Below are 17481 nucleotides of genomic sequence, written 5' to 3' on the forward strand. Positions count from 1 at the left end.
CTTTGCTATACCGAATGGTTCAAACCTGTGGACTCATGCCCGGGATCCCAGATCTCGCGGGGCACGTAGAGCTCACCGCGTGAGATGAGCCGGGCGGTGCGCGTGTTGCCCGAGGCGACGACCGCGCCGTCGTCATTTAAATCCACCAGGGCTTCAAACATGCCAGTGGGGTGTTCAATTGCCACCGACTGTTGGCGGCCGCTGCCTGCAGAGCCAACGGTCGCCGCAACGGAGCCTTCCATAACCAACGCGGTGGCCACGGTGACTGCCGCGAGCACGCCGATCGATTCGTGCACCCTGTGTGGGATGAAGCTGCGCGTACTGATCGCCCCGCCGGAAACCGGCGGTGCAACCAGCGTCATTTTGGGGTATGACGCCTCGGTCACATCACCGAGGCCCATTACCTCGGCCGCGGCGAGGCGGAGCTGTTCAACACAAGTCTTGAGCTCGCTATTCTCACTGAGTGCGGCGACCGATTCGTAGCCGGTCACGCCAAGATCCTCGGCCCGGATAATCACCAGTGGCTGACCGTTATCAATCAGCGTCACCGTGTAATCAGTGCCATCAGCCGTGACAACATCGGTGATACTGCCAGTGGGGAGCAGGCCCTCGGCAATGGAGCCGGCGGTGTTAAGGAACCGAATATTGACCGGCGATGCTGTACCGGGCACGCCTGCGATTTCTGTTTGACCGCTGTACTGAACGAATCGCAGACCGCCCACCCGGGGAGTGTGGATGCTAATGCGCGAAATCAAACCGGTGTTTGTGGTTCGCACGACGACGTCGGTGGTATCTTCACGCGGTTCGATCAGCCCGGCTTCGACGGCAAACGGGACGACGGCGGCCAGCATATTGCCGCAATTCTGGGTGGTCTGCACCGTCGCTGCGTCGGGCTGCAGCTGCACGAAGGTGAAGTCGAGATCGACGTCAGCCACTTCCGATGGTCCCACAATTCCGGCTTTGGATGTCAGCGGGTGGCCGCCCCCGATGCCATCAATCTGCAGCGGATGTGGGCTTCCCATGACGGATAACAAGACCTGATCCAGTACGTGCCGCTCCTCGGGGAGATCTGCGGCCAAAAAGAAGGGACCGCGCGAGGTGCCACCCCGCATGAGGACAAACGGGAGTGCCGTCTGATCGCCAGATCTGTGTGCACTGCTGGTGGGCATGATCGTCCTTTTCTGTGGGTGCGCTCACACCAGACTAGCCATTCACCAGATTGTTTACAATATTGTTCACTAAAATACTTCCGCGGCTTCAAGGTGGCTACTATGGAAGCAATACAGCTTTCACATAAGCATTGGAGACTTCCGGTATGGCCAGCACCTCGACAACAACGCAGTCCAACGAGACTCGACCAGAACTCTCACTGACGGAGCAACTGCGTCAAGACATTGTGACGGGAAATCTCGTGCCACATCAGCGTCTGGTCGAAGCCGATGTGGCCGAAGAGCACGGGGCCTCTCGCGGTGAAGTGCGCTTGGCATTGAATGAGCTGATCGCCGAGGGACTGGTTGAGCGCATCCCAAATCGTGGCGCACGGGTTCGGAAGGTATCGCTTCAGGAGGCCATAGAAATTACGGAAGTGCGGGCCGCCGTGGAGTCGCTGTGTGCGCGGAAAGCCGCCGAGAAAATTACCGATGCTCACGCGGCCGAGCTTCGCGATATCGGTCAACAGATGCAGCTGGTCGTCGACCGCGGCGACCGCGAAGCATATTCACAACTCAACCGGACGCTTCACGGTCGCGTGATTGAGATTGCCGATCAGCCGACCGCCGCCGAGACGATTGCCCGGCTTCGCGGTCAGGCCATTCGATACCATTTCCAATTGGCTACCCGTCCTGATCGGCCGCAAGTCTCCCTGCCACAACACATGGCAATTATCGAGGCGATTTGCACGCGAAACCCCGATGCTGCCGGTCGCGCCATGCACGAGCATTTAGCTTCAGTGACCGAAGCGATTGCGGCATCTGCCGGTGCCTAGTGTTCTGTGGGCTCGAAGGTGTCTAGCAGTGCGAGGCCTTGGGTGGCCCAGGTAATTTCTGCCCTGGCTTGTTGCAGGATACCTTCATAGGCGAAGACCTTAAACTGCGTGATCTTGCTGTGCTCACCTGCCGGATATTGGGCGAGCCTGCTCTGGTGAATAGCCGAGCTGCCGTCGTGGAGTTCTTCGATTTGGAACTGCACATCGTCGACGACCTGCTGATGGTGTTCGAGGTGATCCTTGAGGCAGCGGCGGGCTTCGTCGTCGCTCGCGAATTCGAAATAGGCTGACCGGAGCCGAACCTCACTTCGCTCCGGCCGATACGCGACCGGCTTGGCGTACCACTCGCGCAGGTAGGCGATACCGGCATCGGTAATCGCATACTCGGTTTTCGTAGCGCCCTTTGAACCCCAGGGAACCGGATAGCCGGTCAGTAGCTCTTCTGCTTGCATTTTCTTGAGCTCGGGATAAATTTGTGAATCCGGTGCGTGCCATAAGAACCCCACCGACGAGTGGAAGTTTTTGGCAATGTCATAGCCGGTGCTGGGACCGGAGGACAGCAACGTTAGCAGTGCAGATCGTAAACTCATGGTGACCGTAGTGTAGTAGACGTTTCATCTCGAGCAGCCGTTATGGAAAGACGACGCGGCCGCCCCAGCGCAATGCCGGGTGCGACCGCGTGATCACAGTGGAGCCTAGGCGCCCTGGGTGCGCCAGCCGGACTGGTAGGACTCGCGTGCCACGGTGGAATATGGCACCGGCGAGACAATTGCACGAACAGTCTTCTGCTCGTGTGGTTCTACCGAAAGCTTGGCGGAGCCACCATCTGGCTCACCCCAGGTCACGGATAGTTCTGCACCTTCTGGCACGTTGGCATCAACGGTCGCCAGTGACAGGCCACGACGTTCGTTGGCGGTATAGCCGGTGAACATCGAGACGCCGACGACGTTGCCGTCAGCATCGGTAACCTGGTCATAGTTGGAGGCACCGTAGTTTGCCAGTGGCAGGTCGAAGAACTTGTAGTTCGGGCCATCAATGTTCAGTGGTGCGGACAGAACTTCCTTGAGATCGTCGGTGTTCCATTCCAGCGTGACCTTGCGGCGCTGTTTGTCTTTGTCAATTGCTTCGAGTGCATCGCGACCGATGAAATCGTGGTCGAATTTGACGAAGGAGCCGTACCCGATTTCCCACGGGTTGACGTAGTAGTCTTCGATATTGTCGGAGATGAAAGAACCGGCCAGTGGTGCGGTTGCTTCGTAGGAGTCTGCACCCAGCCATTGACGGTAGCCTTTTTCGGCTTCGCCCGAGTAGATGCCCGGTAGTGGCGATGGGATCCAGCCGGATTCCAGGGTGTTGGTTGCATAGGCCCGGGAGCCTACCGGCAACAGACCAAACTCGGCTCCGGCTTCGACGATCGCGTTGCGAACGCGTGCGTGGTGTTCGTATGGGCCGTAGATTTCTAGGCCTGGAGCACCGGCCATACCGTGGCGCAGCGTGCGAACGGTCAGACCATCAATATTCATGGTCGACATGCGGAAGAATTTCAGCTTCTCAACTTCCGAGCCGTTGAGCTTGTTGATGACGTCCCATGCGGCTGGGCCCTGGATCTGGAAGCGGAAGAGTTCGCGTGAAACACCGGCGCCGTATGGGCGTGACGGCGAACGGCGGTCTACCTGTAGGTCGAGGTTCTTGTAGCCACCGGCTTCGGCGTGGTACATCAACCAGTTGGTGACGGGTGCACGGCCAACGTAGGTGAATTCGTCTTCAGCTTCGCGGAACAGGATGCCGTCACCGACGACCGCACCGACCGAAGATACCGGTACGTACTGTTTGGCCATATCGATTTCGAAGTTGGCCACGGAGTTAATCGCGGTGTCTGAGATCAGGTTGATGGCGTCTGAACCAGATAGGAAGACCTGGTCCATGTGGTGGGACTGGTCGTAGAGCACGGCGGCGTCACGCCAGGCGCGCTGTTCATTGATCCAGTTTCCGAAGTCTGCTGGAACAACCGGGTAAATATAGGAGCCGGTCTGAGCATTGCGCAGCAGATCCACTGCGGATTGCTTGTTGAGTAGGTCCTGTAGTGATGAAGCCATATTGGCCGCCTTTCACGTAAATATTGCTGAGTGTTAGTAGAAGGTTGGTAACGCTTGGTTAGAATTTTTTGGTGAAGTCCTGAGCCCATTCGGCGGTTTTTGCCATGCCGCCGAAGGTGTAAAAGTGCACGCCAACGGTGCCGGTGAAGTTTGTTGTTTCAGTTTCGGCTGCCAGGTCTTGCAAGAATTTATCTGGACCGGCGCTGCCCATCAGGTTGGTAAGTGAGAAACCGTATTTTTTGACGATGCCCGCCGAGGTGCCCACGCCGAAGCGTTTGGCGTAGTTCAACAGTCGACGAATGCCTGCCGGGCCAGGCGTGCCAATCCGCACGGGGGCGCTAATATTTTTAGCAGCGAGCTCGTCGAGCCACTTCGCCACTGGTGCAGTGTCGAATCCAAATTGCGTCAGTATCACGGCACTCATATCGTGCTCGGCCAAGTAGTCGACCTTGCCGCTCAGTTCGCGCGAGAGCACCTCTTCAGAGATATCCGGGTGGCCCTCCGGGTAGCCAGCGATCGACACGTCTTTGACGCCGAATTCTGGGAATACTCCGGATTGCAGCATCTCCAGCGATGAGCCGTATGGGCCGAGTGGCTCTGCCGGGTCACCGCCCACAGCAAATACATGCTGTGCCGCATCAACGTCGGCCAGGGCCTGGAGAAATTCTCTGAGCTCGTCTTCGCTGTGGATACGGCGAGCCGAGATATGGGGAACGGGGATAAAGCCAAGATCTTTTACTGCTTTTGCAGCGGTGACGCGCATTTGCAGATCTTCGTTGCCCAGGAACGTGACATTGACCCGCGAGCCCTGCGGGATCAATGGAGCAGCTTCACGCAGAGCCTCCACGTCTTTGCCGGTCATTTCGAGAGAAAAGTCTTGCATCAACGCGCGGACACCCGCGGTTGTAGCTGATTGGGACATGTGAAACCTCACTTTTCGTTAAAGTGCGACCGACCTGAATCAATGTCGCACATCACATACTATCTATGCGCATAGTGAGTTGCAAGGGATTGATCAAAAACATTATTATTGAAAATTTCACCCACAGAGGGGGCGTCCTTAAAGGCAGCCGCCTGCGGCACCCCCATCACACAGGTGCCACAGGCGGCTTGAGGGTTCACCCGCGCCCAGCGAGGTCTAGCCCCTACGAGTCGTCACGAACCAATTCGTTAACATCGATTGATTCATCAATCAGACCGGTCTCTTCAGACAGTTCGATAATGCGTTCTGTCGATTCCATATTGATGTCTTGAGGGAATTTCGGCATGTTCAAGTCATCGATAATTTCTGGATCAATTTCCGAATACTCAGGCAAGATAGCCTTTGCCTCCTCGGGGTTATCTTCGGCGTATTGCTGGGATTCCTTCATCGCGGCGACAAACGCGTCAACAAGTTCAGGGTCCTCCTCGACCATGTCCGTCGAAGCGAAGTATCCGGCAATCATCAGATCTTCAATCGGCTCAGCATAGGGCGAGTAAATTTCGCGGGCGCCGGCATCTTTTGCAAGCGTCGCGAATGGTTCGACCGCCATGATGGCGTCGACGTTGCCGGATTCTAATTGTCCGCCCATATCCGGGAAGGCCACCTCGACCAGGTTCATCTTCTCCGGATCGCCGTCAGCCTGACTCAAACCTTCTTTGAGGACGGTGTCGTTGATGTTGTTGAGGGTATTAACCGCAACGCTTCGCCCTTCGAGGTCTGCGATAGATTCCGCATCCGAGTCTTCAGGTACGAGCAGAGACGAGAAGTCTTCTCCGGCGTTACCGGTGGTCTGCGGCCCGGGAGCAACAAGCTGCAGCGGCAACCCCTGGGATTGTCCGATCACCAGCGAGGTGACGTTCGAGAACCCGAAATCAAAATCACCCGACTGCACGGCCGGGATGATGGCTGCCCCACCCTGAGCCAGTGTTAGATCGAGCTCAAGGCCATGCTCCTCAAAAATGCCTTCTTTTGCGCCCAGGTAGATAGGTGCGACGTCGACAATCGGAATAACACCGATCGAGACTTGGGTGAGTTGACCATCTTGGGCCGCGTTGTCACCATCGGCGGGAGCGTCTTCTCCCCCACCACAGGATGTGAGTACCAGCAGTCCTGCGGCTGCGGCCGCCGCAATACTGCCTCGAATACCGAGTGTTTTCATGATGAGCTCCTCTTGCAAGTGCGAGGCTTCACGAGAGTTTAGTGAAGCAAGTCACAACGGTATGCGGATTGCATGCGATCGTCAATGGTTTTTCGAGTTAACGCTTATGAGCGTATTTTTTTGTGTTAACCCAGCGTGGGGACCTGGTTGCCAGGTCCCCACAACAGTTGAAAAGCCAAGTGTTTAGGCTTGGGCTTTGGCCGCGTCTGGGCGGAAGCCTTCTTTGGCCAGCTGGATTTGTTCGTAGACGTGGTGGCGTAGTTCGCTGAATCGCTGTGAGGAGCGAGTGCCCAGCTGATCGCGCTCGTCGGGGAGGTCAATTTTGATGTCCTGTTGGATCACGGTTGGCGACGAGGACAGGATGACGACCCGAGAGCCCAGGTAGACGGATTCATCAATATCGTGGGTTACGAACAGGATGGTAACCCCCAGCTGGCGCCACACGCGACGGACCAGGTCTTCAAGGTCGGCACGGGTTTGGGCGTCCACGGCCGCGAAGGGCTCGTCCATCAGCAACACTTCTGGCTGATAGGCCACCGCGCGAGCAATCGCAACACGTTGTTGCATACCACCCGACAGTTGCCACGGGTACGACCGCGGTACGTGGTCCAAACCAACGGCTTCCAGGGCTTCATCAACCAGTTGGTCGCGTTTGGCTTTGTCCATGCCCTGGACTTTGAGTGGCAGTTCCACATTTTCACGCACGCGCATCCAGGGATACAGCGACCGGCCATATTCCTGGAAGACCACGGCCATGTTCTTGGGCGGGCTGGTCACCAGTTTGCCGGCCAGCTTGACTTCGCCAGCGGTGGGCTCCAGCAGCCCCGAGATGGCCTTGAGCAGGGTGGTTTTACCCGAACCAGACGGTCCGACCAGACAGGTCAGTTCGCCCTTGGGCAGGTCAAAAGTTAGGTTGCGCACTGCCTCGATGCCGCCGCCGTCGGTTTGATACACCTTTTTCAGATTTCGTACCGATAGCAAGGCTTCACCGTCGGGCAGGGTCAGGCCAACGGGCAGTTGCCCATCCGGAGTGTCGGCCATGCTGCCCTGGTTGATCACCGGGTTGTGTTCTGCAGGTTGAGTCGTCATAGCAAGATATCCTTCAAAAAATTGTGTGAGCGTTGTTGCTAGCCGGCGTTTTCCATCTCGCGCTGTCCGTGGTACCACTTCAGGACACTGCGCTCGACGATCTGGAAGATACACGACATAATGACACCGATCAGACCCAGCACGACAATGCCTGACCACATTTCGGGAATGGCAAAGGAACGCTGGAACTGGATAATGGTGTAGCCCAGACCTGCCGACGAGGCGAACATTTCCGAGATGACCATCAGAATCAGTGCAATGGACAATGATTGGCGGATACCAGCCATAATTTGTGGCATCGCCGAGGGCAAGATCAGATACCGAATCCGGGCGAAGCCATCAATGCGATAGGTATGCGAGGTATCGGACAGCACTTCGTCCATGGAACGCACACCTTCAATGGTGTTCAGCAAGATCGGCCAGACCGCGCCCAGCACGATGACCGCAATTTTCATGTCATCGCCAATACCAATCAGCAGCATGAACACGGGAATCAACACGGTCGGTGGAATCGCGCGGAAGAACTCCATAGTTGGCTCCATCAGCTGTCGCAGCCAACGGAATGAGCCCACCAGCAGGCCAACCACAATACCGATTACAATCGATAAGACCAGACCGGCTATCAGCCGGGCCACCGATGGGAAAACATCGGACTGCATTCGACCCCAGGTCCAGGTCGTACTAAAGGCGTTGGACATTTGTTCCAGGGTCGGGACAAAGAAGCTGGTGGACTGGGCGGACCACAGGATCCACGCAGCGATCAGCAGTGCCGGCAGAGCGACAATATGTAAGAAATCTTTGAGGAAACGCATTATTTGACCTCCGAGCGGACCGAAGTGTGCCAGGACAACACGCTGCGCTCGACCGCACGGGTGACCATATTGATCAGCACACCCATCATCCCGGTGGCTAAGACCAGTGAATACATTGAGGTATACGCGCCACCAGACTGTGCCCGAGCAATTTCAGCGCCCAGACCTGGGGTACCAATAATCAGCTGCGCGGTAATTGCCAGGATCAGCGCCACCGCAGCGGCCAGACGAACGCCCGTCATCAAATATGGCAAGGCTGTTGGGAAAATGACATACCGGATACGATTCAGCGGACCAAGACCATAGGATTTGGCGGTGTCCATCGCAACGGCGTCAACGTCAGCAACCCCGTAGAGCACTTGAATCAATACCTGCCAAAATGAGGCATACACGATCAGCAACAGGGCTGATTCAATACCAACACCAAAGACCAACACGGCCAACGGGATCAACGCCACCGATGGTACTGGACGCAGGAACTCAATGGTCGAGTTGGTGAACTTCCGTAAAAAGTTGGACGAGCCAATAATGAAGCCCAGTATCGCGGCTGCAACAACAGCAATCAGCATGCCAATCGCCCAGGCGCGCAAGGTATCCCAGACCGCAATCCAGAAGACTGAGTCACCAAACTTCACGATCAAATCAGCAATAGCAGCCGATGCCGGAGGCATATACCTGGCATCCACAATACCCAGCAGCGGTAGCAGCTCCCAGATACCAAGGAAAAGCAGAATACCAACCAGCCCTAACAGCCGGTTCGCCCAAGTTCGGCGCCGCTGTCGAACAGCCTGAGCTTGACCCGTACTCGTTTTTCGCCCGGTCGCACCACGCTGCGCCGTTGATGCAGTCGGCGCGCCCGGATCCGGACGCGTTGCTTCATCCAAACCAGCTACTCGATAGCCAGCCGGGAACGAATCGCCACCAGCGGTTTCAAGGCGATGCACATCGCGAGACTGCCGCTCCCGATCCACCGCCTCGTCATCGTGTGGCGCGGGCCCCTTTGAAAGGTCGCGTTCTGTCATGAGTTTTCTCCACTAGGTGTGCAAGTTGAGGATGAATTGTGGTGCCACATCCTACACGCATGTGAAGTGTGCCACTTCAGGAAAGACTAACCCGCACAGCATGATGATTCAAGTCCTCAATGATTCCATAAATCATTGATTTCGCCCACCCGCTACCACGACCTACAGCCAAAAGCGACGCTCGCTGGCGAGCCAGGCGCCACGCCGACGCAGCCCGTCACCCCGGCAGACGTTCCGCCCGTCGAGGGCAGACGCCGGCGATCAATAAACCTCCAGAGCTCACACTCCGTAGGCTGCTGGCAACTGAACCTCACCGGCTGGCAACGTGGCACTTTCGTCGAGAACCCTCACTTGAAGCGCCTCAGCTTGAGTCGCCCACCCGGCAGTAATGCCAAGCTCGGACGCCGGCTTGAAGCCAAAGCGCGGGTAGTAATAGGGGTAGCCATAAACCACTACGAAAGCTTCGCCATCTGCTTGCGCCAACTCCAGGGCGGCGTTAATGACCGCGGTACCGGCCCCTTCTCCCTGATGCTGGGGCAGTACTCCAGTGGGGGCTAGCATGAGCCCCGGCCCTCCACCGACAGTGCACCGGTGGATGAGCGCGTGCGCAGCGGGCATAGTCTCGAATTCAGAATCTGGGATCGCTGCGGTCATGCCAAGCACCGAGTAACGTGGAATCCAGCTGACCGCATCTTCTCGCAGCGCGTCCACGAGGTCAGCTTCGGCGTCGGTTTCGAAAGCAGCCTCGAGAACTCGCCTGATCGAGGCCTGATCTTCTAGAGACTCAACATGCTCACTTCGTGTTCTCCATAAGTGTCCAGCGCGCTGCATTAGCTACTCCCTTGCGGTATAGGTGGATCCCACTGCATTGCAGCCGCACCGTCACGTCACTGACTCGAATGACGGAGGTTCGCCGACAACAGGGGACTATCGAATAAAAATGCTTGGGCAACACCTTCACTCGACTTGTGATTGCCCTCACAGTATGCCACAATATCATTCCATACCGATCGTTCAGTATCTTATTCCAGGAACTACCCTCCACCCTGGTTGAATACTGCACTGGAGAGCATCGCGCGGTATGCAGTCCACCTCACTGACATTCTGGAGAAACCATGACCACGACCTCCCACAACGGAAGAACGCGCGCTGAGGAGCGTCGCGTCCTCGCCGGCACCCTGGTAGGCACCACCATCGAGTGGTACGACTTCTTTATTTACGCCCAAGCGGCAGCTTTCGTCCTGGCACCGCTGTTCTTCGAACCTTTGGCAGCCGACAACGCAGGCTTGGCGCAGATTCTCTCTTGGGCCTCAATCGGCATTTCCTTCCTCTTCCGCCCATTGGGCGCCGTCGTTGCGGGACACCTGGGGGATAAGTACGGCCGCAAGCTCGTCCTTGTTGTGACACTGATCGGCATGGGCGGCGCAACGACCGCCATCGGCCTATTACCAACCTATGCAGCTATCGGTGTCGGTGCTCCAATCTTGCTGATCCTCATGCGCGTCCTGCAGGGTTTCTCTGCGGGTGGCGAATGGGGCGGCGCCGCACTGATGGCAGTTGAACACGCACCCACCAATAAACGCTCCTTCTTTGGCTCCTACCCCCAAATTGGCGTCCCACTTGGCATGCTGCTAGCTACTGGCTTCATGTTTATCCTGACCTCCTCGATGTCCAGCGAGCAGTTCATGGACTGGGGCTGGCGCATTCCGTTCATCTCCTCGGTGGTCTTGATCCTCGTTGGTTACCTCATCCGCCGCGCGGTCTCCGAATCGCCGGTCTTCACCGAGATGCAAGAACGTCGCCGCGACTCCTCTGCTCCACTGGGAGAGCTGCTGCGCAAGCACAAGCGCCCAGTACTGCTCGCCGCACTCATCTTCGCCGGCAACAACGCCGCCGGTTACCTGGTCATTGCGTTCTTCGCTTCCTACGGCGCCAATGTGCTGGACATGCCGCGGTCTGCGACACTGATCGCCTCCCTGGTAGGCGGTGTCGGGTGGTTTGCCTTCACCCTGTTTGGCGGCTGGATCGGCGATAAGATCGGCAAGCGGAAGACGTTCATCATCGGTTACCTGTGGATCATCGCCTGGGCTATCCCCATGTGGTTCTTGATTGACACCGCGTCACTTCCACTCTTTACGGTGGCAATCTTCGTGCTGACCATTGGTCTTGGCCCGTCCTACGGCCCACAGTCTGCCCTCTACGCCGAGATGTTCCCGGCCTCGGTCCGCTACTCTGGCGTCTCGATCGGTTACGCATTCGGCTCGATTATCGGTGGCGCATTTGCCCCGATGATTTCCCAATTTATCCTCAACGCCACCGGACAATCGTGGATGATCGGCCTCTACATCGCCGGCATTTCCACGGTGTCTCTGATCGGTGTCCTCCTAGTACCCAAGTCCGTTGAAGGCCGCGACCTCAACGACACCGACACCGGGGATATCACGGCACCAGACGAAGATCCCAGAACAATTCAGGCTACGGTTTAACCACCACTGGATTTTTGTCGACGCCGTGCACTGCAAATTCCAGTGCACGGCGTCAACGCATGTCCAATCCCAGCACACACCGATTTTGCAAAGGAACCCATGTCTACTGACTTCGCTTCACTCGCCAGCCTCACCCAAGGATTCGAAGCCTTGAACATTGGCGTGGACGATACCCAACCGGACCGCGTCGTCGCCGCCATGGATCGCCCCGAAGTACTCAACGCCATCGACCAGACCATGGTCGATGAATTCCACACCCTCTGCCAATGGCTCGAGGCCAACCCTCGAACCCTCATTATCACCGGCACCACAACCCCACACCCAAAAGATCCGAGCCGTACCCGCGGAATCTTTGCTTCGGGCGCCGACATTGCCCAGTTGCGGCAGCGCCGTCGCCAAGACGCCCTGCGGGGCGTGAATTCCCAGCTGTTCTCCCGGATCAAGGACCTACCGATGCCGGTGATTGCGGCCATTGACGGTTTCGCCCTGGGTGGCGGTGCTGAACTGGCTTGGGCCGCCGACTTCCGAGTAGCGACCACCAAGGTTCGATTCGGGCAACCCGAAACGGGCCTTGGCATCTCCCCTGCCGCCGGTGCCATGTGGCGCTTGAAGGAATTAGCTGGCGAATCGGTCGCACTGGAACTGCTACTGACTGGACGCATGCTCAACGCAGAAGAAGCCCTCGAGTTGCGGCTGGTGAATTCAGTGCACGAACCTCAGGAACTCATGACCGCAGCCCACGAACTAGCCGACCGTATCGCCTCCCAAGATGCGCTGGCAGTACAAGTCACCAAGCGCGTTTTCCAAATGCCACCAGAGGCACATCCGTGGGCCGACGAACTCGGCCAGGCCATCCTTTTCGAGTCCGAGGCAAAGTTTGATCGCATGCAGGCTTTCCTGGATCGCCGCAAGTAAGAACGCGACAAAGACGTGACCTGCGCCGCAAAAACGACTGGCTGCCAGATGTAATCTGCGCTATACTGACCGCAATAACCGAACGACCGTTCAGGCAGTAAAGAAGGAGCTCGCCCACTCATGACAACGAATGCACCAGAAAAAACCATCTTGCCTTCCTTTGCGAAGGGTGAATGGCAGGCCGCCGATGCTCCGCAAAAAACCGCCGAGGTCTTCGATGCGAACACCGGCGAATTGATCACCCACGTGTCCTCCGACGGCGTCGATATCTCCGGCATGGTGGACTACGCACGCACCGTGGGGCAGAAGTCACTCGGTGACCTGACTATCCACGAACGCGCACTCAAGCTCAAAGAGCTGGCCCAGTACCTCAACGGCCGCAAAGAAGAGCTCTACACGATTTCCTACCGCACCGGCGCCACCAAACGCGACCACGGTGTTGACACCGACGGCGGCATTTCGACCCTGTTTGTGTATTCGTCCAAGGGTCGCCGCGAAATGCCAAACAGCAACGTGATCTTGGATGGCAAAACCGAGGGTCTGTCCCGCGACGGTTCATTCATCGGTACCCACGTATACACCCGCATCCCGGGCGTGGCCGTGCAGATCAACGCCTTCAACTTCCCGATCTGGGGCATGTTGGAGAAATTTGCGCCGTCGTTCATTGCCGGTGTACCAACCATCGTCAAGCCAGCAACCTCAACCGGTTATGTCACCGAAGCCGCCGTGCGGATGATGCTCGAATCGGGCATTCTGCCCGAAGGTTCGCTGCAACTGATCTCGGGTTCAACCCAGGATCTATTCGATCATCTCGACTACCGCGACCACGTGGCCTTTACCGGCTCGTTGAACACCGCCAACACGCTGCGTGCCCACGAAAGCGTACAGAACGGTGGCGTTCGATTCACCGCGGAAGCCGACTCGCTCAACGCCGCAATCTTGGGTCCGGACGCTGTTGAAGGCAACGAAGAATTTGATGCCTTCGTCAAGGCCGTGTTCGTTGAAATGACTTCAAAGGCCGGTCAGAAATGTACCGCCATTCGCCGTGTCATCGTGCCCGAGGCACTCAAAGAACCGGTCATCACCGCACTGTCCAACCGTCTCAGCGAGAAGGTCACCGTCGGCGCATCCGATGCCGAAGGTACCACCATGGGTGCGCTAGCTTCCAAGGATCAGCAGCGCGACGTCTCGGATGCAACCCAGCGGCTCATCGATGCCGGCGGCAAAGTTCGTCTGGGCGGTCCAGAGAAAATTTCCAGCTACGACGACGCCGGTGCGTTCTTCCCGCCGACCATTCTCGAATTTGATGACGCTGATACGGATGCCGTTCACAGTGTCGAAGCGTTCGGCCCGGTTACCTCGGTGATTAGCTACGACGGCACAGCGGGCGAGGCTACTCGTTTGGCTGCCCGCGGTGCCGGTTCGCTGGTTGCCACGGTGTGTTCGAACGATCCAGCTTTCGTTACCGATGCAACGCTTGGCATTGCGTCCCACCACGGCCGTTTGCACGTGTTGAACCGCCAGACCGCCAAGACCTCAAACGGTCACGGCTCCCCTATGCCACACCTTGTCCACGGTGGTCCAGGTCGTGCCGGTGGCGGCGAAGAGCTCGGTGGTGTACGGGCCGTCAAGCACTACATGCAGCGCACCGCACTGCAGGGTTCACCCGACATGATGACGGCGATTACCGGCGTCTGGCACCAGGGTGCAGCGGCCAATACTGTCACCCGTGCCCAGGTTGACGACGGCTCCGGTGAGCACCCATTCCGGAAGTCGTTGGAGACCCTGCGTATTGGCGATCAGTTCGCTTCTGAACTACGCACGGTGACACTAAAGGACATCCTGGACTTCGCTGAGGAAACCGGTGACAAGTTCTACGCGCACACGGATGAAGAGGCTGCTATGGCCAACCCATTCTTCCCCCGTCGTGTTGCCCACGGCTACCTGCTGGTTGCCTGGGCCGCCGGACTCTTTGTCGATGCGGCACCGGGACCGGTGCTTGCCAACTACGGGCTAGAGAACCTCTCGTTCATTACCCCGGTAACCTACGACGATTCGATTCGCGTAACCCTGACTGCCAAGCAGATCACCCCCCGCGTTACCGATGAATACGGTGAGGTGCGCTGGGATGCCATCCTGCACAACCAGGACGATGAGATCGTAGCAACCTACGACGTTCTAACCTTGGTCACTAAGACCTGGCCACAGGACACCGAGAGCTAACCACACAACTCACTCACAGCAGCGGGCTGGGGCGGTTCATCAGAACTGTCCCAGCCCGCTATCGTTTGTGGAATGCCTCAAGCGCCCCAAACGCTTCGGGATCGCGTCATGACTTCACGAGTTGCCCATCAATCCAAACACGGTTGATGTCGGATGGCGTACCCAGCGCAAAAATCTTCGCCAGCGCATCTTCGTCGTCGGCCGCATGATTCAGCCCGACGTCGAGAGGCTGTCGCGCGGTCGGACTGATATACACCGCATCGAAGCGTTTCCCCACCGAGAGGTCACCGACCTCATCTTCAAGATCCAGCGCCTGTGCACCGGATGCTGTGGCGAGATAGAGCAGGTGCGCCGAGGTCATCGGCAGCCCACCGTCCGGGTGAAGTTGCTGCATAAAGTAGGCCTGTACACCCTCTTTAAACATACTGAAACCATTGCCCGCCCCGACATCTGAGCCAAGCGCGACTTGCACCCCGGCATCAATATGACGTTGCAGCGGGAAGAAACCGCTGGCCAGCGCCGAGTTCGACGTCGGACAGTGGGCTGCAGCCGCACCGGTTTCAGCCATTCGGGCCAATTCTCGATCGGTCGGATGGACGTTGTGAGCAAGAATCGTATGGTCGCCCAATAACCCTGCAATATCGTAGGTATCGAGGTAATCCCGAGCGTTGGGATGCACTTCAGCAACGGCGGCGATCTCATCGTGGTTTTCATTCAGATGCGACGTGACCATAATGCCAGGATTGTCCCGCACCAGTTGACCCCCTGCAGCCAAAAGTTCTTCACCTGCGGACAGGGAGAAGCGCGGTGTGACGGCATAACGCAGTCGGCCTTTGCCATGCCACCGATCAATCAGCTGCTGTGACTCAACCATCGATTTGTCGATAGTGGTCAGCAACGGTTCGGGCAGATTCCGGTCGCTGGTGACGAGCCCGGCTGTCATGCGTATCCCTAGCTGACTGGCGTGGGCAAAAAGAATATCGACGGCGGAAGCGAAGTGTGAGCCGAAGACCATCGCGGAGGTTGTTCCCGAAGAGATCAAGCCGTGAAGAAATTCCTCGGCTAGGTTGTGTGCGTAAGTGTCCTCGATGAGTCTGCCTTCTTCTGGCAGCGCGCACACTTCGAGCCATTCGTACATGGTCAAAACGTGCTGCAGGCCGAACGCAAAAGTCTTACCTAATGGCAAACGTTCATTTTCAGGGGCATTGGGGTTCGCCGCATATGCGGGCTTAGAGAAAAGAGATTTCACGATTCCTCGTTTCGTCGTGAATAGAAATCATAAGCCGATGTTTTCACTATATGAAAACTACTTTCCGAAGATAGACACTAAATGTAGCCTACATCACACTACTGTTGTCAAGCGTCTTCCGGTAGATCTTGGGAAGGCCACCTTGTTTTTACGAGCGACACGCATCAGCCGGATTCTAGAATCAGGCCATTAGACTACTTTCCATGACAACATTCACGGTGCTCGCAGTTGCGCTTGGAATACTCGGGGCCGTCTCCGCCGCCGTCGCCATCACCCGTATAGTGCGCGATCCGCGCAGGATTTCGGCGTATGCCTATAGCATCGTGGGCCTTGGCGCTGCGCTGCTGAGCCTGGGGTTGGTGCTCTACCTCGAAGCCGGCTGGCCGCAGGTACTCGTCATCACGGGGGTGATCGCCGCGGGCGCCCTGCTGCTGGGCAACCTGATTGGCTACCCGGCACTCATCGGATTCCTCATCTGGGCTGGGATCGCGACCGTACGCCGCGAGGCCCGCAGTCTACCCAATATGTTGTCGCTGGTTGCCGGTATCGGGCTGTTATTGCTCCCGACAACGCTGGCACTTTTTGAACCCGCAGCAGTGGCCCGGGATGACCTTGCCTATCACCTGCAATACGGCACCCACCTGGGATTGCTGCTCTTGGTCACGTATCTCGCGTGCTGCTTCGGAATTTTCATCGTCGCTTCGGTGGCGTATCGCTTTCGCAAACCCCGCACCGGAGCTGAGGCCATCATTGTGCTGGGCTCCGGCTTAGTCAACGGCAAGGTCCCACCGCTGTTGGCCAGCCGGCTACTACGGGGCATCAAAGCACAACAGCGCGACGCCGGCCGTCCCGTTATCATCACGTCTGGCGGCCAGGGTGACGACGAGCCACGCCCTGAGGGCGCAGCGATGCGCGACTATCTGATCGAACAGGGTGTGGATCCTGAACTGGTGGCGGCAGAAGAGGAGTCAACGAGCACCGAGGAGAACCTCACCTATTCTCAACGCATGCTGCCCGATAGCACCGCACCGGTCACCGTGGTGACCAGTAGTTATCATGTGTTTCGGGCGGCTTTACTCACCAGGGCGCTGGGTTTGCGAGCGCAAGTCGTCGGTGCCCCGACCGTCTGGTATTACCTCCCCGGGGCGATTATTCGAGAATTCGCTGCGGTCATGCGCGATCACATTCGTATCCACGTGGTCGCGGTGGCGGCCATCATCGTGTTGACGATGGCGTTTACTCACTGGATCGTGCCGGCACTGGTGCTTCCCGCCTAGACGCTGGGCACGATTACTGTTGTCCGGCTTTGACCTCAATGAAGAGTGATTCGGCTTCGGCACACAGTGTTTCGCCATGCCATAGTTGGCCGGTGATGAACCGCTTGCGCCCTTCGGCTTTCTCGACGGCGACGTGCAGGTCTAAGCGTTCCCCAATCGGAGTGATGTTGCGATAATGGGTGGTCAA

At 57.6% G+C, this 17481-nt stretch carries 15 protein-coding genes; 5 read left to right on the forward strand and 10 right to left on the reverse strand.

Features of this window, described 5'->3' with window-relative positions:
* Positions 1 to 5: 5 nt before the first annotated feature.
* Positions 6 to 1169: a 4-oxalomesaconate tautomerase gene (locus L0H14_RS04475; RefSeq protein WP_301417464.1), complete on the reverse strand. Its 1164-nt coding sequence runs from the start codon at positions 1167 to 1169 to the stop codon at positions 6 to 8.
* Between the two features lie 146 nt (positions 1170 to 1315).
* Between L0H14_RS04475 and L0H14_RS04480 the strand changes: the two genes are divergently transcribed.
* Positions 1316 to 1984: a GntR family transcriptional regulator gene (locus L0H14_RS04480; protein ID WP_301417466.1), complete on the forward strand. Its 669-nt coding sequence runs from the start codon at positions 1316 to 1318 to the stop codon at positions 1982 to 1984.
* Here L0H14_RS04480 and L0H14_RS04485 read toward each other — a convergent pair.
* The 8 genes from L0H14_RS04485 to L0H14_RS04520 form a co-directional block, all read right to left on the reverse strand.
* Positions 1981 to 2574 (reverse strand): PadR family transcriptional regulator, encoded by a 594-nt coding sequence (locus tag L0H14_RS04485; RefSeq protein WP_301417467.1) that lies wholly within the window; start codon positions 2572 to 2574, stop codon positions 1981 to 1983. The two genes, L0H14_RS04480 and L0H14_RS04485, sit on opposite strands and share 4 nt — an antisense overlap.
* 105 nt (positions 2575 to 2679) lie before the next feature.
* Positions 2680 to 4080 carry an aminomethyl transferase family protein gene (locus tag L0H14_RS04490; RefSeq protein WP_301417468.1) on the reverse strand — a complete coding sequence of 467 codons (1401 nt, stop codon included), beginning with the start codon at positions 4078 to 4080 and terminating at the stop codon, positions 2680 to 2682.
* Positions 4081 to 4138: 58 nt separating this feature from the next.
* Positions 4139 to 5002, reverse strand: coding sequence for a methylenetetrahydrofolate reductase (locus L0H14_RS04495; RefSeq protein ID WP_301417470.1), 864 nt, complete (start codon positions 5000 to 5002; stop codon positions 4139 to 4141).
* 223 nt (positions 5003 to 5225) lie between these two features.
* Entirely contained in the window at positions 5226 to 6221 is a 996-nt protein-coding gene (locus L0H14_RS04500) for an ABC transporter substrate-binding protein (protein ID WP_301417472.1), read from the reverse strand.
* Between the two features lie 183 nt (positions 6222 to 6404).
* Positions 6405 to 7262 (reverse strand): ABC transporter ATP-binding protein, encoded by an 858-nt coding sequence (locus L0H14_RS04505; RefSeq protein WP_301417495.1) that lies wholly within the window; start codon positions 7260 to 7262, stop codon positions 6405 to 6407.
* An 86-nt stretch (positions 7263 to 7348) separates the two neighbouring features.
* Complete coding sequence (locus L0H14_RS04510) at positions 7349 to 8122, reverse strand: ABC transporter permease (protein ID WP_301417474.1); 774 nt, start codon at positions 8120 to 8122, stop codon at positions 7349 to 7351.
* A complete protein-coding gene (locus L0H14_RS04515; protein ID WP_301417476.1) occupies positions 8122 to 9144 on the reverse strand; it encodes an ABC transporter permease in 1023 nt (340 codons plus the stop codon). Before L0H14_RS04515 ends, L0H14_RS04510 begins: the two co-directional genes overlap by 1 nt.
* Before the next feature lie 279 nt (positions 9145 to 9423).
* The gene (locus L0H14_RS04520; protein WP_301417478.1) at positions 9424 to 9975 is read right to left on the reverse strand and encodes a GNAT family N-acetyltransferase; all 552 of its coding nucleotides are present in this window, start codon (positions 9973 to 9975) and stop codon (positions 9424 to 9426) included.
* A gap of 284 nt (positions 9976 to 10259) precedes the next feature.
* On the opposite strand from L0H14_RS04520, the gene L0H14_RS04525 reads away from it, so the two are divergent.
* The 3 genes from L0H14_RS04525 to paaZ all read left to right on the forward strand — a co-directional run bounded on the left by L0H14_RS04525 (position 10260) and on the right by paaZ (position 14768).
* Positions 10260 to 11630: an MFS transporter gene (locus tag L0H14_RS04525; RefSeq protein ID WP_301417480.1), complete on the forward strand. Its 1371-nt coding sequence runs from the start codon at positions 10260 to 10262 to the stop codon at positions 11628 to 11630.
* Positions 11631 to 11828: 198 nt separating this feature from the next.
* Complete coding sequence (locus L0H14_RS04530; RefSeq protein ID WP_301417498.1) at positions 11829 to 12545, forward strand: enoyl-CoA hydratase/isomerase family protein; 717 nt, start codon at positions 11829 to 11831, stop codon at positions 12543 to 12545.
* 120 nt (positions 12546 to 12665) lie between these two features.
* Entirely contained in the window at positions 12666 to 14768 is a 2103-nt protein-coding gene (gene paaZ / locus L0H14_RS04535; RefSeq protein ID WP_301417482.1) for a phenylacetic acid degradation bifunctional protein PaaZ, read from the forward strand.
* Positions 14769 to 14874: 106 nt separating this feature from the next.
* Here the strand turns inward: paaZ and L0H14_RS04540 are convergent, their stop codons facing one another.
* Positions 14875 to 16017 carry a guanine deaminase gene (locus tag L0H14_RS04540; protein WP_301417484.1) on the reverse strand — a complete coding sequence of 381 codons (1143 nt, stop codon included), beginning with the start codon at positions 16015 to 16017 and terminating at the stop codon, positions 14875 to 14877.
* 203 nt (positions 16018 to 16220) lie between these two features.
* Here L0H14_RS04540 and L0H14_RS04545 point away from each other — a divergent pair, with 203 nt between their 5' ends.
* Positions 16221 to 17294 carry a YdcF family protein gene (locus L0H14_RS04545; RefSeq protein WP_301421426.1) on the forward strand — a complete coding sequence of 358 codons (1074 nt, stop codon included), beginning with the start codon at positions 16221 to 16223 and terminating at the stop codon, positions 17292 to 17294.
* Positions 17295 to 17481: the final 187 nt, after the last annotated feature.

The sequence above is a fragment of the Yaniella sp. genome (assembly GCF_030453185.1).
In the GTDB taxonomy this organism is placed as follows: domain Bacteria; phylum Actinomycetota; class Actinomycetes; order Actinomycetales; family Micrococcaceae; genus Yaniella.

Excerpts from the sequence above, each read along its gene's own strand:
- paaZ (WP_301417482.1), top strand. The coding sequence starts at position 12,666 with ATGACAACGAATGCACCAGAAAAAACCATCTTGCCTTCCTTTGCGAAG.
- L0H14_RS04475 (WP_301417464.1), bottom strand. The coding sequence starts at position 1,169 with ATGCCCACCAGCAGTGCACACAGATCTGGCGATCAGACGGCACTCCCG.
- L0H14_RS04495 (WP_301417470.1), bottom strand. The coding sequence starts at position 5,002 with ATGTCCCAATCAGCTACAACCGCGGGTGTCCGCGCGTTGATGCAAGAC.
- L0H14_RS04545 (WP_301421426.1), top strand. The coding sequence starts at position 16,221 with ATGACAACATTCACGGTGCTCGCAGTTGCGCTTGGAATACTCGGGGCC.
- L0H14_RS04485 (WP_301417467.1), bottom strand. The coding sequence starts at position 2,574 with ATGAGTTTACGATCTGCACTGCTAACGTTGCTGTCCTCCGGTCCCAGC.
- L0H14_RS04530 (WP_301417498.1), top strand. The coding sequence starts at position 11,829 with ATGGATCGCCCCGAAGTACTCAACGCCATCGACCAGACCATGGTCGAT.
- L0H14_RS04510 (WP_301417474.1), bottom strand. The coding sequence starts at position 8,122 with ATGCGTTTCCTCAAAGATTTCTTACATATTGTCGCTCTGCCGGCACTG.
- L0H14_RS04500 (WP_301417472.1), bottom strand. The coding sequence starts at position 6,221 with ATGAAAACACTCGGTATTCGAGGCAGTATTGCGGCGGCCGCAGCCGCA.
- L0H14_RS04480 (WP_301417466.1), top strand. The coding sequence starts at position 1,316 with ATGGCCAGCACCTCGACAACAACGCAGTCCAACGAGACTCGACCAGAA.
- L0H14_RS04520 (WP_301417478.1), bottom strand. The coding sequence starts at position 9,975 with ATGCAGCGCGCTGGACACTTATGGAGAACACGAAGTGAGCATGTTGAG.
- L0H14_RS04525 (WP_301417480.1), top strand. The coding sequence starts at position 10,260 with ATGACCACGACCTCCCACAACGGAAGAACGCGCGCTGAGGAGCGTCGC.
- L0H14_RS04515 (WP_301417476.1), bottom strand. The coding sequence starts at position 9,144 with ATGACAGAACGCGACCTTTCAAAGGGGCCCGCGCCACACGATGACGAG.
- L0H14_RS04490 (WP_301417468.1), bottom strand. The coding sequence starts at position 4,080 with ATGGCTTCATCACTACAGGACCTACTCAACAAGCAATCCGCAGTGGAT.
- L0H14_RS04505 (WP_301417495.1), bottom strand. The coding sequence starts at position 7,262 with ATGGCCGACACTCCGGATGGGCAACTGCCCGTTGGCCTGACCCTGCCC.